General features: G+C 44.0%; 12 protein-coding genes. All 12 read right to left on the bottom strand.

Annotation, left to right across the window (positions count from 1 at the left end; all coding sequences use genetic code 11):
- Window positions 1–5: 5 nt before the first annotated feature.
- The gene (locus B4G81_RS01765; protein ID WP_294079456.1) at window positions 6–3,476 is read right to left on the bottom strand and encodes a TonB-dependent receptor; all 3,471 of its coding nucleotides are present in this window, start codon (window positions 3,474–3,476) and stop codon (window positions 6–8) included.
- 200 nt (window positions 3,477–3,676) lie between these two features.
- The gene (locus B4G81_RS01760) at window positions 3,677–4,279 is read right to left on the bottom strand and encodes a nucleotidyl transferase AbiEii/AbiGii toxin family protein (protein ID WP_294079454.1); all 603 of its coding nucleotides are present in this window, start codon (window positions 4,277–4,279) and stop codon (window positions 3,677–3,679) included.
- Window positions 4,280–4,324: 45 nt separating this feature from the next.
- Window positions 4,325–4,879, bottom strand: coding sequence for a helix-turn-helix transcriptional regulator (locus B4G81_RS01755; RefSeq protein ID WP_294079451.1), 555 nt, complete (start codon window positions 4,877–4,879; stop codon window positions 4,325–4,327).
- 114 nt (window positions 4,880–4,993) lie between these two features.
- Complete coding sequence (locus tag B4G81_RS01750; RefSeq protein WP_294079449.1) at window positions 4,994–7,810, bottom strand: carboxypeptidase-like regulatory domain-containing protein; 2,817 nt, start codon at window positions 7,808–7,810, stop codon at window positions 4,994–4,996.
- A gap of 2 nt (window positions 7,811–7,812) precedes the next feature.
- Window positions 7,813–8,850, bottom strand: a complete 1,038-nt coding sequence (locus tag B4G81_RS01745; protein WP_294079447.1) for a hypothetical protein — start codon at window positions 8,848–8,850, stop codon at window positions 7,813–7,815.
- Window positions 8,834–9,655: a fimbrial biogenesis chaperone gene (locus B4G81_RS01740; RefSeq protein WP_294079445.1), complete on the bottom strand. Its 822-nt coding sequence runs from the start codon at window positions 9,653–9,655 to the stop codon at window positions 8,834–8,836. The genes B4G81_RS01745 and B4G81_RS01740 overlap by 17 nt, the downstream gene beginning before the upstream one ends.
- A gap of 181 nt (window positions 9,656–9,836) precedes the next feature.
- Window positions 9,837–10,427, bottom strand: a complete 591-nt coding sequence (locus B4G81_RS01735) for a hypothetical protein (protein ID WP_294079443.1) — start codon at window positions 10,425–10,427, stop codon at window positions 9,837–9,839.
- Window positions 10,428–11,187: 760 nt separating this feature from the next.
- Window positions 11,188–12,171, bottom strand: a complete 984-nt coding sequence (locus B4G81_RS01730; RefSeq protein WP_294079442.1) for a FecR family protein — start codon at window positions 12,169–12,171, stop codon at window positions 11,188–11,190.
- Window positions 12,172–12,240: 69 nt separating this feature from the next.
- Entirely contained in the window at window positions 12,241–12,732 is a 492-nt protein-coding gene (locus B4G81_RS01725) for an RNA polymerase sigma-70 factor (RefSeq protein WP_349678726.1), read from the bottom strand.
- A gap of 127 nt (window positions 12,733–12,859) precedes the next feature.
- Window positions 12,860–14,083: an aminotransferase class V-fold PLP-dependent enzyme gene (locus tag B4G81_RS01720; protein WP_294079440.1), complete on the bottom strand. Its 1,224-nt coding sequence runs from the start codon at window positions 14,081–14,083 to the stop codon at window positions 12,860–12,862.
- A gap of 39 nt (window positions 14,084–14,122) precedes the next feature.
- On the bottom strand, window positions 14,123–15,463 hold the full coding sequence (gene sufD / locus B4G81_RS01715) for a Fe-S cluster assembly protein SufD (RefSeq protein ID WP_294079439.1): 1,341 nt from the start codon (window positions 15,461–15,463) through the stop codon (window positions 14,123–14,125).
- Window positions 15,464–15,483: 20 nt separating this feature from the next.
- Entirely contained in the window at window positions 15,484–16,227 is a 744-nt protein-coding gene (sufC, locus tag B4G81_RS01710; protein ID WP_294079436.1) for a Fe-S cluster assembly ATPase SufC, read from the bottom strand.
- Between the last annotated feature and the right edge of the window lie 59 nt (window positions 16,228–16,286).

Genomic DNA, 16,286 nt, shown 5'->3' with positions numbered 1-16,286 from the left:
ATTCGTTAAAAAGAAACATTCACCCCTAAAGAGAAGGTTCTTGCCTGCGGATAACCGCCACGGTCCACACCGATACGGTTATAATTTTCACCGGTAGCAATTTCCGGGTCGTAACCCTGGTATTTGGTAAAGGTGAGCAAGTTATCACCGGACACAAACATCCTCAACTTCTGGATAGAGACTTTTTTTGTCCACTCCACCGGCAGGGTATAACCCAATTGGGCTGTTTTCAGGCGGAGATAAGAACCGTCTTTGATATAGAGGTCCGACGAGCGCCAATTGGCGTTGGCATTCGTTTCCGTCATACGCGGAATCTTATTGGAAGTTCCCTCGCCATGCCAGCGTTCGAGCGCCCATGTGGGACGGTTCATTGGAGCGATGTCACCACGCACGGCAAAATCAAAGATGTCGTTTCCGGTCACTCCCTGGAAGAAGAGGTTCAAATCGAAATTCTTGTATTCGGCACCCAACGTCATTCCAAAAGTCCAATCGGGTGCACCCTTTCCAATTTTTGTGCGGTCATTGTCATCGATGATGCCATCCTGGTTGTAATCCACAAAACGCACATCGCCGGGAAGGGCACTGGGTTGCATTTTTTCTCCCTCCTCATTGACGTAGGCATCTATCTCCTGTCGGTTCTGGAAAAGCCCATCCGTCTTAAATCCGTAGAAGAAGGGCCACACTTCACCATTCTGGCCTTTAATGAAATCACCTACGCCCGAAGCGGCGGCATTCTCATAGACCTGTTCACCGGATTCATTCCCCAGCTTCACCAGTTTGTTTTTCATATAGGATGCATTGGCACCGATGAAATAGTTGAAATCACCGACCCGATGTTTCCAGCCGAGTTCTATTTCAATCCCGTTGTTTTCCATGGTTCCCACATTACCTACCGGCGCGCCTTGTCCCACATATGCAGGGATGGGCACATCCATCAACATGCCGATCGTTTTTTTCTTGAAATAATCGAAGCCGACATTGAGCCTGTTACGCAGGAAGTAAGCATCGAAGCCGATATCGGTCTGTTCCGATTTTTCCCACCCCAGGTAGGCATTGGGAAGTGCTGCGGGTGATTGACCGTCCTGCATGGTGCCCGATTTCGAATCGGTGGCCACATTGTATCCGCCACCGAAATAGTAGTTCTGACCGCTATCAATAAAAGCCGCATAGCGCAGGTTTCCGATATTTTCGTTTCCGTTACGCCCATAGGAGAAACGTAGTTTGAACATGTCGAACCAATCAGGCCGTACATCCTCCATAAATGGTTCGTTCATCAGATTGTACCCTACGGAGACAGCGGGGAAAAGTGCCCATTTGTTTTGCGGTCCGAATCTGGACGAGCCATCGCGGCGCAGCGTGAATTGCACCATATAACGTTCGGCATAGTTATAATCGACACGTCCGAAATAGGACGCCAACGACTCGAAATCAATCCCGCCGGTATTTCCGTAAATACGTTCTTTATCCCTGTCACCAATGGCAGAATCTATATTCGCCTTGTTGGGATCCAGTTCGAGCAGGTCATAATCACTCCCGCGCAAATGCCGCTTGGTATATTTCATGGCCGACTGTCCGAGTACAGCCGTCACGTTGTGCAGATCGCCCAACTTTTGCGTCCAGGTGAAATAGTTTTCCACTTGCCATTGATAACCGCGGTTCATTTCGCTCCATACGGAACTTTGGGTAATATGCTTACCCTGTGAGGCAAGAAAATAAGGGAACTCATGGCCGTCATTTCCCCAGAAAGCCAAATCGACACCATAGCTGCTCCTGAATTTCAGTGAGGGAAGGATGTCTATTTCCCCGAAGAAAGTACCTACAATTTTATCTGCGTTACCCCTTTCCGACCGGGGGCGGTTTAAGAAAGCGACAGGGTTAGCCAGTTCCTGGAATTTAGCGGGCGGAATTGAGTATACCCTTCCGTTTTTATCGACAATGGCAGTAGGATAGTCTGCCAGTATCTTCTCAGCCGTGGCGTCGTCGGCAAACACCGGCACTGTCGGATCAAATCCCAGCGCACTACCCAGCACGGAACCATACTCGGTGTTGGGCTCGATACCCGAACTTTTGGTCCTTGAGTACCCCACATTTACACCCACCCTCACCTTATTGAGGAAAGAACGCTCTTTGGTTTCAAATATCTGATAGTTGGAATTGGTACGGACACTGTACCGTTCGAAATTCGACACGCCGTAGTTACCGCCGACAATACCGTCCTGGCTGAAATAACCAAACGAAAGGAAATAGGATCCATGCTGGTTGCCTCCGTTCACGCTCACCTGGTGATTCTGTACCGGAGCGTCATAATTGAAGGTTTCTTTCTGCCAGTTGGTACCCTTTCCTGCATTCCTGATGGCCTCATTGGAATAAATCGGGGCATTGCCGTCATTTATCTTGTTCTCGTTCATCAGCACCATATAATCAGTAGCATTCAACACATCTTTCAACTTCCATGGTCTTTGCCATCCGTACGTCATGTCATAGTTCACTACCGGCTTTCCGGCACCACTGCCACTTTTTGTGGTAACCAATATCACACCGTTGGCAGCGCGGGTTCCATAAATGGCTGCTGAAGCGGCGTCCTTCAGGATTTCAACCGATTGTATATCAATCGGGTTGAGGTAGTCGATACCTCCTCCCACCTGCATTCCGTCCACAATATAAAGTGGGTTGCTGTTATTCACCGTACCGATACCGCGGATACGTACTTTGGAGTCGGAACCGGGTTGCCCCGAACTTTGGGTGATCTGCACACCCGACACTTTTCCTTTCAATGCATCTTCCACGCGTGAGGGCCGATTGATATTCAACTCCTCGGCCGTCACACGGCTGATGGCTGCCGTCACTACGCTCTTGCGCTGCACGCCATAACCGATTACCACCAATTCATCGAGCTGTTCAGCATCTTCCTGCAGTTGCACGTCGAGCATGGTCTGATTGGTAATTGTGAATTGTTGTTCCAGATAACCGATATACGACACGCGAAGTACAGCACCTCTCGGCACCGACAAGGAGAAATTTCCATCCACATCAGTAATCGTGCCAATAGCGGTACCCGGAATGGAAATATTGGCACCGATGACGGGATCGCCGTTCTCATCGGTCACCCGCCCGTTCAGGCGTATTTCCTGTGGCTGGGGCTGCTGCGTTTGCGTTATTGCAACAGTGGGTTTGTCAAAAATATAAATCTTATTATCCCTCAGCTCGTAACCGATATTACGGGATGTAAACAGCTGGTCTAATACCTGTATAAGATCGGTATCAGTCACTCTGATAGTTACAAGATCATTCAGATCCACTGCTTCCTTGCTAAATGCCAGGGTGTAATCTGTCTGCCGGGTTATACTTTCCAGTACAGTTCTCAGATTTGTTTGGCTGAAATTCAAGTTCACTTTTTGAGCCGGGCTGATTACAGTCCCCAGCACAAAGAGCGACATCAGAATTATCCATCGCCTTTTCATTGGAATTTTTCCCATGGTTTGTTCTACATATTAAAAATTAGACATTAAAAGAATTTGATCTCTCTAAAAATAGCCTCTTTCACAATACAATAGCTGCCTTCATCTCTTCTTTTTACAGATACTGATTTAACACTTTTGAAAGCTTATTATCGCTTCTTCATAGTAGACACGGGGAAAAAGAAAAAGGATGAGTGAAAAGGTAAAATTTAACAAAATCAGATCAAATCTGCATTTTTCAATCTCTGTAATATATAGATACGCATTTCTTCTTTGGTTACATCGTATTTAGGTTCAAGCTGTTGAAAATGCTCATCCGGCATAAGCCTGTCAGACAACAACATCATCACAATATTCTTGGTACTCAGCTTATACCTCGAATATTTCAGGGCCTTTTCAATTCCTATGGATATATCCCAACCCTCTTTGAGAATAGCATAGATGTCATAGTAGTCCCTCATTTTTGCCCGTCTCAGCATTACTTCCAATTTCATTGCCAGAATCGAATATACATCGGCAAGCCGGATATTCCCTAAATAAGAAACGGGTTCTGAGACAGGATTATAATTATCATTCACATAAAACGAGAATTTAACCCCTTTTACCACGAATTCAACCTGATCAAAGCCGAGCATATTGAAATTTTCAATTTCTCCGACTTTTTCTTTCAACTCTTTCTCTATTGAAGTCCAACGCACTTCGGGTTTCTCTTTTTTTGATATGCGCCACATCATAAAATCCAAGTCATCACTCTTGCGATGCCCTAATTGGATAGAGAGCGCGGTTCCTCCTGCAAGAATATAAGGTTTGATGTTCTCCATTCCCGCAATCGGCTCAATAATGCTCTCTATTTTTTTGTCAATCCTTTACGCATAATCCAATAAATGTTTTACATGTGCCTGTTCCGCTCTCTTCAAATATTCCTCAGGCTGCTTGATATTGAAATAATACATGGCAATCATCACATTCAAATTAAAAAGAGAATCACCTTGCACAGCCATATTTTTCCTCCATACCTTACGGATATAATCCCTATGATATAATTCAAACAGCAAGGCGATATCCTTCAGGTCGAGAAAAGTAAAAGTTTTCTCGATTAGTTCTTCATCAGGAATATTTTCTGAAGTTACATCGGCATAAGACCAGAAGGCATTGACCTTAGACAACGCGTCTACCAATTTCCGTTTAAGCTGCTTTTTGTAATCATCCACACTCTCTTCCACCTGCATTTTCAGGAGCTCTCCTTCCGGGAGATTAAAAAAGGATTCCAACTTTAGCGCTAATGGCATGGACAATTCCCGCTTTCCCACGATAATGTGGTTAAGCGACTGGCGCGATACTCCTATTTCTCTTGCCACATCGGATTGACGACATCCGTTCTTTTTAATGAGAGATTCAATATATTGTCCTATCCTGTTCATAATACAAAGACAACATTTTTGTCAACATATTTGTTTACAATATAAATATTTTCAGCCACTAATTCAACGGAGATTATATGGAAGTGAGGTGGTATAAAGGAAAATATATAAGGATTACTCTGCAGTAAAAAAACGTTTCATATTCACTTTTCTCTCCTTTACTTCGATTTTGAAAGGATCGAGCTTCATCGTTTTACCGGCTTCTATTTTTACAGCCCGGCTAAAATCTTCACAATCGGCATGTTCGGGTAATGTCTTTTTATCGAGTGTGACGGTATACGTTCCCATGGGCAGGAAAGTGATGAATTTCCCGTCCGCCCCTGTAACAGTGGTTTGTATGATTACCTCATCAGCATTCATTATCATAAACCGGACACCTTCATATCTCGGCATGATTTCCACGCTATTCTCATTGATGATGTAGGTTATCCTCCCCCGTAATGTACCGCTCTGTGTAAGGGGAATAGAAACAGATGTCCTACCACTGCTGACGGTGATGTCTTTCCGACCGAAAAACCAACGGCCCGACTGCATCGGCTTCACACTATACTCTCCATAAGGTACCTGTGAATAATGTACTTTACCATTTTTATCCGAGATAAATGCTTTATTATCAATATTCAGCAGATAACCGATGGCCGGTTCATCTCCTTCATCATAGCGATTATTGGCATTGTGGTCGTAATAGACCTGCGCGGTCACCCTACTCTTCCGTCCTTTCATGGGTTGCGCCTTACTGAAATTCCAGGTTATTCCCACCTGCACATTGAATATATTGGTAGGATTGACAAAATGATAGCGGTACCAGTAAGCATTCGCGAAAAAAGAGATGTTATCTTTCGCCATGAAATTCGCAGTAAGGTTTGCCGACGGCACGCTACCCTGGTATACATCATGGCTGAAATTAAAGCCCGAGGAAAAAGAGAGTTTTTTTGATATCTGCTGGTTGGTGGATACCGAAGCAGTAAACCGGTCGAACTGCTTGCCCTGTTGTTTCGCCATCATATACTCATACAGATAGTAAGCACCTTTCTGGTATGAAGTCTCCATCATCACTCCGCGGTATGAATAATTCAGGGTAGTCTTTCCCTGCCCCATCCGGTTATTTCCTAAAGGATCGGCATACAATCCTACTTCCAGCGTACCGAGCAGGGAATGCCTGACATTGGGGCTTTGCCATCTCCACTGCCATCCCATCCGATGGGAGGCCATCCGTACATTCCCCGAGGTATTTTCCTCTCCCAGCCATGAAGCATAAGAGGGTGAATTTTCCCCTTGATACCGGTAAGAGAGTGACGTAGAGACCCTTCTTAACTGTGGCAGTGACAGCATAAGACTTCCATAGCTGTTTTCCGAATGGTAGGTATAGTTGTAGGCATACGATTTTGGAGCTGTCCGGGTGTAACCGATACTACCGCTGAGATGTATCTTCTCCGACAATCTCTTGCTGGCCCCCTGTGTAAGGGAGAGTGTGCCTTTTCTGCTCCCGGGGAAATAACCATCGCTATAATAGCCCGATCCGTCAAGCAAGAATCCCGAAGGGAAACTACCCCTGTACCTGAATTCCGCCGCACCGGAAAATTTTGCTCCCGGCTGATTTTCATAGTCACTCAAAGCAGCATATGCAGCCAATTGGACGTTCCAATTTTTGGCTATCACATTTCTCCATTGCCATCCTCCCACATTGTAGGTTGCCTTTTCATACGGATTTTTCTGGTAGATATAGGTCGCTTTCATGCCTCTGTCGGAATTATTGGCACCCAGCGCCCCCTCCACGTAGAAAGAGTAGTAGTCAGTAAACCATGGCTGCGATCCGATCAGGTTGAAATTCTGATCGACTGCTCCAAAAGTAAGTGTCTTTTGCCGATCACCAGTCGACAACATCGCTTTGGCACCTCTTCCGAACAAGGGCAACTCCATTTGCTCACTCACATTACCGATGGTGAATTCGTTTTCATCGAGCTTATACATCAATGCGGTATTGGTAATCATGGGATCCTGCACGGTACTGTATTTATATATATTTCCTTTCAGGTGAAGATAGCCCGCAGGCAGATTTATGTATCCGCCACCCTGCAATTGCATCATATGCGATGATGAATTATACTGGCGGTAGCTGAGTGTAAGGGAATTATCGGCCGTTCCCTGTCCCGGGTACAATCTGAAAGCGGGATTGGTATCCACATACCTCCTGTTGGTAAAAATATTCTGCACTGTAAGGGTTTTGCTGCCAAAAATGGTTTTCTCCTTCCCTTTCATCCCGGTTATATGTACGGGGAACTGTCCCGATGAGAGAAGGTTAGCGCTGGGTATAAAACTGTAGGTAACCCTTTTTTGTTCCATAGGAACCATCGTAAATTTCATTTCGGTAAAAGGAGATACTTCGCGCAGGTTAGGCACATTGAATACCAATGTCACCTCCTGAGAGGTGTTGCCGCTATTATTCACCGTTACATCTATCCTTACCGAGTCCCCGTCCTGGGGAACCATCAATGGGGCATCACTGACCGAAAGGTATATCTGCTCCCTTTCTTCAATATCGATATATGTTTCCCGCGCCAATACGCTTTCCTTCTTCCCGTCAAGGATGAGGTACCTGATGGTTTTCCTTCCGGCCCCAAGATCGCGTCCCACTACTAAGCGATAAGCAATGAAAGCACTGTCTCCCGGCACCACCGAGAGCTCCTGTTCCTCCCGTGAAAGGGGATGAAGATCAGAAAGCGGATCCAACAGGACTGTGCCCTGGAACACCTTTTCCGACAGATTGGCAATCTTTAGTATATGGCTTATGACCTGTACGTTGACCGTTGACTCCTTTATCTCTAAAACGAGAGAATCCTCCGTGAAAGCCTGAGCCTTTACCCCATAAGAGGGATAAAGAATTATAAGCAGCAACCCTATGAAGCAAAGCGCCTTTCTGTCGTGGAGCATTTTTATCTGGGAGAAATTTCGTACATCAGCGATGCCTCGTACTGGTCGGAAGGCACATTAAACAGGCGAGAATCATTCGCCTCGGTAGAGTAGACAATATCAAAGTTTACAGCGCTCCCTCCGGTGGAAGCACCTTCCAGTATAGTTTGAGTTACGGTTGAGAGCGGGCGGGTATACCGTGTTCCGGAATCTCCGTTTAGTTGTAGGCGAACGACATCCAACGGCAAAGTATTTCCGGCAGCAGACGAAAAATGGGGTGTTACCGATCTTACTGTCACCTGGTAAGCAGTAGTAGCGGATACGGACAATCCGCCGGTATAGGTCACATTTTTGCCGTTGATATAATCTGCCATTGTTTTGAACTCCAACAACCCGTTGGATGCTTCCGTGGAGACCTGTATGGTATACCGGCTCTCTTCCGGTGGGGGACCCAGATTGGCCACCTGTATTTTAAACATATGTTGCAGTCGGCCTACCGGCATATTATTTCCGTCATACAGCGTATATTCTATTTGGAATTGATATTCTCTCCAAGCCTGCAAAGCATTGAGGTAGTTCCCGGGAGCGACCGTCAGGTTAAATCCCATATTCAATTCAAAATAATCATTTTGAGTTGGACTGGTATTCACTATAGGAGTATTGGAACCGGGCACAAGGAATACTTCATTGGGTCCGTTTTGGAAGGATATAGACAACGGTATACCTATCTGCCCCACACCGGGTACAGGACCCGGTTTTAAACTCCCGAATGTCCCGGTAGGGGAAAAGCTTATCTTATCAGCCGGAAATTCATTCCCTTCGTTCACCACCGGATAATTCATTATTCGGGCAGATAATTTCCAGTTTTCGAAAGTAATATTTCCATTTCCGCTAATCTTCAATTGAGCTATATCCGATTGAGAGACAGCTCCTGAATAGGAACCCACACTCAGATAGTCGGCTCCTCCCTGCCATTCTAAATTCACCTGACTATATGCGGTTAAATTTAAAAAGAGAAAAATGAAGGGCAGGTATGTGGAAAGATTACATATTTGTTTCATAATTGAACTGCAATTCTGCAGCTTCTATGGTTGTGCGGTCACCGTAATCTACCATCACGGTAGCCGTATAGCTTCCCTTTTCCATATCTTGGCTGAGAGGGATCCGCATGGAACGGTGATCACCGGGCATCGTGTAAAAATCGATTGCTTCTATATTCAACTCCTTACCGTTATCCTGATTAAACAAGCCGGCGCTTACACGACCATTCAACCAAATATTGCCACCATTACTGAATAAGAGTAATAGAGAATTGGTCTCCCTGTCATATGCAAGGTCTTCAATTTCTATCTTCTTTATTTCCGGTACGTTACCTTTACGGTATAATTTTATTCCCTGCCGCACGTTGATCCTGATAGCAGCCCCTTGTGCGTCTACGCCATCCACCGGGTTCATCTGGGTGACAAAAAGCATGGCTGTCTGCACATTATCATCGGGAGCAGACATGTTTGGCACCGTCATGGTCACCTCTATCTCCCGATTTTCACCCGGTTCGAGGGTCAAATACATCCCATCGGGCACACTTATCCAGCCGGCACAGGAATTGTCGAGCGAATCGGGCGGAAACATAAGGTTGTTTCCATAATTATCATACGCCCAGTCCCCAAGCGTAAGGGACAGATTGAGCGGATGTTCTTTACTGACATTACTGACCAACACCTTCTGCGTCCCCGTTTCTCCCGGATTCAGGGTATAATATACCCGTGGAGGGGATACCGAAATGCCCACCTGAGAGAACAAAGCGGATGGAATCATTAAATAAAGCGTACCAAGCACTAAAAGAGAGTGGAGAAAAAACTGTCTCATTGATTATATTCTTTAGTGAGTATCAACAGATATATGACAATATCCTCTGTTACTATCGAAAAAGTAAACACAAGTAGGTACAAAAACAAATTGTGCCACTTTGAAGAGTAGGAGGAATTGGAGAGAAGCAAATCAACAGAAATTGCCTCTCTCCTCCTCATGTATAGTAAGAATAGGTATTTTAAATAGCTACAATTGAATAAGTAACCGTTGCGGTATATACCGATGTTTCCTCTGGACGAACATGATTATTTATATATTTAAATTCATTTCCGGCAACTGTATTGTCGTAAGTGATATTGAAGTTAAGATTACCTCCTCCGGTTGAGGAACCAATAAGGGATTGTTCTCCTGTAGACAAATTAACCAAAGGTAATCCTCCATCTCCATAAGTCTTGTCATTACCGCTACCATTAGAGGCTTGTATTACCATATCACTTAATTGTATTGTTTCACTTCCCCCCATTCTGGTAAAAGCGGGACTTTCTGCTTTAACTTTAACCTGAAAACCACCCGAACTGAACACAGTCAAATGATCATTCTTCGTTACAGAAACCCCCTCTTGATAATTTTGTAATGTAAAATAGTCAAGATTAACCGTCTGATGCTCCTCAGCCGGGTTGACCACAATTGACTGGATTTGCTTAAATCTGATATTCACGGTTACCTCATCCGCCGTTTGTGTCGGAGGAGTTTGCCCATTCACACTGTTCACACATACTAAGCCGCAAATAATAAAAGCGGCAATTAAAAGAAAATTTTTTGTTTTCATTTTGAATCAATTGAATTAAAGTGTTTATTTCTTTATTATATTAGTCTGTTTTCGGCCGACTCTTCCGCAAATTTACATATAACGGACACTCCATTACATTTTAAAGACATACGCCCCGACTCACACCAAGACGGTATACCCAGTTAATATACTGATATACACCTGTTTCTGATTTTACCTCATCAACTAGTTACCAATAAAATAATCTTTCTATGATCCGGATATCAAATCCCAGGTAAGAATGTAGGATTTGCGATTCAATTCCATGAAGATGATTTTTTGTGAGAACTTAGCTACTTCATCCTTAGCTCCATATATAATTCACTGTTTGATTTATCGAACCTTTTACAATAAGCTTTATAAAAGCACTTCCTCAAATAACATACTATTTTACAGCGAATTACCCTATCTACCTCTTAAAACCGCGTCAAAATTACACATACTTTTCAAAACTACAAAAAAAGGACACAATTTTTTATCTATTTAATATAGACAACATTTATTTCATGATTTTGACTAAGGCTAAATTCATAAAGAATCTACATGTTAACCACTTACAGATATTACTTAAAAACAGGCCCGATCATTTTTTAACGATTGACATAATAAATCAACACACATAGCATCCTTTTTTTTACATAATATCCCCCCCGGAGCACAAACAAGCTACATATTAACACATTTCGGACTGACAAAATAACAAATAGAAGAATAGAGCCAAGAAATGAAGAAAATCTATCCGATAAAATTCATGATGGAATCAGAGGAAAACGGAGATCATGTCCCCTTCAATTTTAAACCTTACCGGAGATATTTTTTGTAATTCCTTCAATACATTTTCAATGCCGGGCTGTTTAGTTGTAAGTGTATAACTGTAATTCAATGTCGCCGGATTGTGCACCTGGAATTGCACGTCATATCTTCTTTCCAACTCTTTTATCACTTCGGCAAGCGGGGTATCATAAAAATGAAGTATATTCTTTTTCCATAATGAAGCATTAGACGGGTTGATCAGATTCCTCAAGGTAGTCTCCCCGGTTGACTTGTCATATTCGATTTTCTGCCCGGGCAGCATCGGAAAATTATTCTGATGTACGCGAAAAGTGGTCCTTCCTTCATCCAGCACCACCTCAATGGTATTGCTATTTCCATAAGCCCTCACATTGAAAGAGGTGCCCCTCACTTCTGTTTCTGTATGCTGCGCATGTACTATAAAAGGCCGACTGCGATTGGAAGTTACATTAAAATAAGCTTCTCCCTCCAGAAAAACCTCCCTCTTCTTTAATCCGAATTTGTTGGGATAACGGATCCGGGTATCGGCATTGATAAACACCTCTGTTCCATCTTGAAAAAAGAGGCGTGCATCTTCTCCTTTAGGAACGAATACTTCGGAATAGGTGGTTTCTGTAAAAATACCAGTCTGGTTATTTAAATAAAAAACCAAGCCGGAAACAAGCAATACCGGCAAAAGAACGGCAGCCACCCTGAGGAATAATTTCCTATAGTGTTTCTGGTAGATCGTTCTGTCAATTTTTTTGTACAAATTATCGGACTGTAACGGGGTAAATGATCTGCCAAGATTAGGTTCGCTCTCCATCAGATAAGCATCCTTGTCGAGCATATCCGAAAGGTATTGCTGCCCTTCTATCGTTGAAGAAAACCAATCGACAACCCCAACCGCTTCCTCTTTCGAGGCCGATTCGGCAACTACCCTGTTAATAACTTTTTTATCCGACACTTGCATTCATAAAGATTTTTCCACTTACTATATAGACACACATTCTGCCCAAAGAAATGAGTTCCGATGTATATTTTATAATAATACCATTTTAATCTGTTGAAAATAAGACCGTAATATTCTCAGAGATTCCTGATAATGGGATTTCACGGTATGCACCGATATACCCATTTTATCGGCAATTTCCTGATTACTGTCCGATGTTTCCAGTTTTCGCATGCAAATCTCCTTTTTTTGAGGAGGAAGCTGCTCTATATATTTGTATAGCATTTCATGCATTTGCTTCTCTTCCACTTCCCTGATAATATCCTCATCGGCAGGAAGATCTATCTGTGCCTTCATATAATTCAATGAAACAGCCTCTTTATGATCACGAATCATATTCAGAATATAATTTTTGGTCATCGTATAGAGATAATTTTTCAGGTTGATCTCTATATGGATACCCGCAGTAGATTCCCATAGTTTCACGAATACATGCTGTACGGCATCTTCCGCCATTTGTACACTTTTAAGATACTTCAACGCCAACGAATAGAGATATCGATGATATTTCTGATATATCATGGAAAAAGCCTCTTTATCTCTCTTTTTCAATAAGATAAATAAAGTGTGATCTTCATTTCTTTCTTGGCTTCGAAGGTCCTGTGGCATACCAGTTTTATGCTTGACGCTGTAAATATAGTAATTTTTTCTATCGAAACATTTGTACAATCCGTTCAATACCTTTTATGAGCAGATTGATTTCCTCTTTGGTATTGTAAAAGGCAAAAGAGGCACGGACAGTACCTTCCACTCCTAATTCACGCATTAGCGGCTCGGCACAATGATGCCCGGTACGGACGGCAATACCCATCTTATCGAGCAGCGTGCCCATATCGTAGGGATGGATACCATCGACCAGAAAAGAGATGACACTACTCTTATCTGCAGCATTTCCTAAAATACGTAATCCCGGTATGGAGAGCAATCTTTGGGTAGCGTACCCGAGCAATGCATGCTCATACATATCTATATCATCCAAACCAATGGAAGAGACATAACGGAGTGCCGTAGCCAAGGCTGCCGTCCCGACAAAATCAGGTGTCCCTGCTTCAAATTTGAATGGCAAGTCATTAAACGTTGTTTTCTCAAACGAGACGCTCGAAATCATCTCTCCCCCACCTTGGTAAGGGGGAAGGGCATCGAGCCATTTCTCCTTCCCATACAATACCCCGACCCCGGTCGGGCCATATATCTTATGGGAAGAGAAGACCAGAAAATCACAATCTATCTCCTGTACATTCACTTTACGGTGTTGTACGCTCTGGGCAGCATCTATCAGCACGGGGATGTCATACCGGTGTGCTGCTTCTACAATTTTGCCCACAGGGTTTACCGTACCCAATACATTGGAGATATGGGTAACGGCTATCAATCTTGTCCGGTTGGTGATCATATTTTCCAACTTATCCAGACGCAATTCACCTTCAGGGTTAATTGGCAACACTTTTAGCCTTAGCCCATAATAATCACATTGCAATTGCCAGGGAACGATATTGGAATGGTGCTCCATGGCAGTGATCAACAGTTCGTCACCCTCCCTGCAAAAATTCCTACAAAAAGAGGATGCCACCAGATTGATCGATTCAGTGGCGCCGCGGGTAAATACGATCTCATTGGGAGAAGCTGCGTGAATAAATTCCTGCACCGCCCGCCGCGATGCTTCATGTTCATCTGTGGCGGCCTGGCTAAGGAAATGCACCCCCCTGTGTACATTGGCGTTCACAGTGGTATACATCCGGTTGATCTTATCAATGACACACTGCGGCTTTTGCGTTGTAGCAGCATTATCGAAATAGACCAACGGTTTCCCGTATACTTCCCGTGAAAGTATCGGGAAATCGGCACGTATCCTATGTATATCGAGATCTTTCAATTCTATTCAGATTTTGAATTTCCCCTCTTTTCACTTTTACTACTTACACACCGCACAATTCCCGCAGCGCATCAATTCACCGCGGAAGCGTTTGTCTATAAGACTGATCAAACGTTCCTGCAGCACCGGAATACGAACCATATCCACCACATCACGCGTGAAAGCTACCATCAGCAACAGGCGTGCCTCTTCTTTATCGATACCACGCGCCCTCATATAGAACAAGGCATCTTCATCGAGTTGTCCCGTAGTGAGACCATGCGAACATTTTACATCATCGGCGTATATCTCCAATTGCGGTTTGGAGAACATCTGGGCCGTATCTGACGAGACGAGGTTACGGTTTGTCTGATAAGCCTGCGTTTTTTGTGCATCTCTCTCTACCAGTATTTTTCCGCAGAACACGCCGGTAGCCCTATCCTTTAGTACATTCTTAAATAGTTCGTTGCTGGTACAGTTCGGTACCGCGTGGTCGAGAAAGGCAAAGTTATCGATATGCTGCGTTTTATCGCAAATAGCCAATCCTCCGGCATGTGCTTCGGCATGTTCACCCAATATCCGAAACCGGTAGTTATTGCGCGTATACCCATTGTGAAGGGTAATACCGCTCGTCACCACGTTGGAGTTTTCTTTTTGTTCACTGAACAGGTTGCTCAGGCGCGTCACCTTCTCAGAATTCTCTTCCAATTCATAGAAGTCGACTTGGGCAGAAACATCGGCAGAGATCTCAGTCACCTGGGTCACCACAAAATGAACATCATCCACGGCATGGTCACAGGCTAGTATTTTGACATGGGCGTTCTCTTCGGCGATAATCAGGATTCTCCTGTTCACATTCAGGTCTACTCCTCCTCGCAGTATATTGATCAGTTGTAAAGGTTTTTCAACTTCCACATTTTTGGGGACATATACCACAAAGCCATCCTGTACAAACATGGTGTTATACGCCACTGTCCCGTTATCAGCCATATCGGCGATCTTCGCATAATGGGTTTCAAACTGTCCGGGAAATTCTTTTGAGAACTGCTGCAAGCTGCCTACGAAGACACCTTCCGGCAAGCTTTCAGACTGTGGCGCTTTATCGTAATACCTGTCGTTAATAAGAAAATAAGTATAGGTGGAAAGATTCGGGACATCGCACTTGAACGCATCGTAAGGATTAACGGGAACAGGAATATTCCGCAGGTTCAAGCCCAGTTCGGTGTCAAAACTACGTACAATGTTAGAATGCTTATATTCCTCCAGTTTAGAAGAGGGAAAACCATTCCTCTTAAATAATTCAAAAGCTGCATCCCGATGCCTGTTGATACCTTCCGTGGAATTGGCATCCAACTCCCCCCGATACTGCTCAAACAGATCTATATATTGTTGTTCAATCATTTTATTCCGAAGTTACGGGTTTACGGCTTTATCAGCCAGTCGTATCCTTTCTTTTCAAGCTCTAATGCGAGTTCCGGGCCACCGGATCTGATGATCTTACCTGCATACAATACATGCACAAAATCAGGTTTGATATATTCAAGCAGACGCTGGTAGTGCGTAATAACTATTGTAGCGTTTTCTTTGGTCTGCAGCTTATTTACGCCGGCAGCAACCACACGCAAGGCATCTATATCGAGTCCTGAGTCTGTTTCATCGAGAATGGACAGCAGCGGATTGATCATTGCCATCTGGAAAATCTCATTTTTCTTCTTCTCCCCGCCGGAAAAACCTTCATTGACCGACCGGCTGACCAACTGGCTATCCATGCCCAACAGTTCCCGCTTATCGCGCATCAGTTTCAGGAAATCGGTTGCAGATATAGGCTCTTCGTTTTTGTATTTTCGCTGTTCATTGACTGCCGCACGCATGAAATTAACCATGCTCACGCCCGGGATCTCCACGGGGTACTGGAAACTGAGGAATATCCCCTCACGGGCACGATCTTCGGGTTCCATCTCAAGCAGTTCCTTTCCCTTGAAAAGAATACTTCCACGGGTAACCTCAAATTTCGGGTTTCCTGCCAACACAGAAGCCAGGGTACTTTTCCCGGATCCGTTCGGACCCATGACAGCATGAACTTCTCCGGCATTCACTTCCAGATCGATTCCCTTCAATATCTCCTGCTCTTCTACAATTGCATGCAGGTTACTTATCTTTAACATACTATATATTGTTTATTTTTTATTGAATGACTACCGAACAAACAACGCCGACCCTAAAA

The sequence above is a fragment of the Proteiniphilum sp. UBA5384 genome (assembly GCF_002410825.1).
GTDB lineage: Bacteria > Bacteroidota > Bacteroidia > Bacteroidales > Dysgonomonadaceae > Proteiniphilum.
Note: the sequence above shows the minus strand (reverse complement) of the source record. Positions and strands in the feature narration are given on the sequence as shown.

Coding starts and splice junctions, on each gene's coding strand:
- B4G81_RS01765 (WP_294079456.1), bottom strand. CDS start 3,476: ATGGGAAAAATTCCAATGAAAAGGCGATGGATAATTCTGATGTCGCTC.
- B4G81_RS01760 (WP_294079454.1), bottom strand. CDS start 4,279: ATGGAGAACATCAAACCTTATATTCTTGCAGGAGGAACCGCGCTCTCT.
- B4G81_RS01755 (WP_294079451.1), bottom strand. CDS start 4,879: ATGAACAGGATAGGACAATATATTGAATCTCTCATTAAAAAGAACGGA.
- B4G81_RS01750 (WP_294079449.1), bottom strand. CDS start 7,810: ATGCTCCACGACAGAAAGGCGCTTTGCTTCATAGGGTTGCTGCTTATA.
- B4G81_RS01745 (WP_294079447.1), bottom strand. CDS start 8,850: ATGAAACAAATATGTAATCTTTCCACATACCTGCCCTTCATTTTTCTC.
- B4G81_RS01740 (WP_294079445.1), bottom strand. CDS start 9,655: ATGAGACAGTTTTTTCTCCACTCTCTTTTAGTGCTTGGTACGCTTTAT.
- B4G81_RS01735 (WP_294079443.1), bottom strand. CDS start 10,427: ATGAAAACAAAAAATTTTCTTTTAATTGCCGCTTTTATTATTTGCGGC.
- B4G81_RS01730 (WP_294079442.1), bottom strand. CDS start 12,171: ATGCAAGTGTCGGATAAAAAAGTTATTAACAGGGTAGTTGCCGAATCG.
- B4G81_RS01725 (WP_349678726.1), bottom strand. CDS start 12,732: ATGATATATCAGAAATATCATCGATATCTCTATTCGTTGGCGTTGAAG.
- sufD (WP_294079439.1), bottom strand. CDS start 15,463: ATGATTGAACAACAATATATAGATCTGTTTGAGCAGTATCGGGGGGAG.
- sufC (WP_294079436.1), bottom strand. CDS start 16,227: ATGTTAAAGATAAGTAACCTGCATGCAATTGTAGAAGAGCAGGAGATA.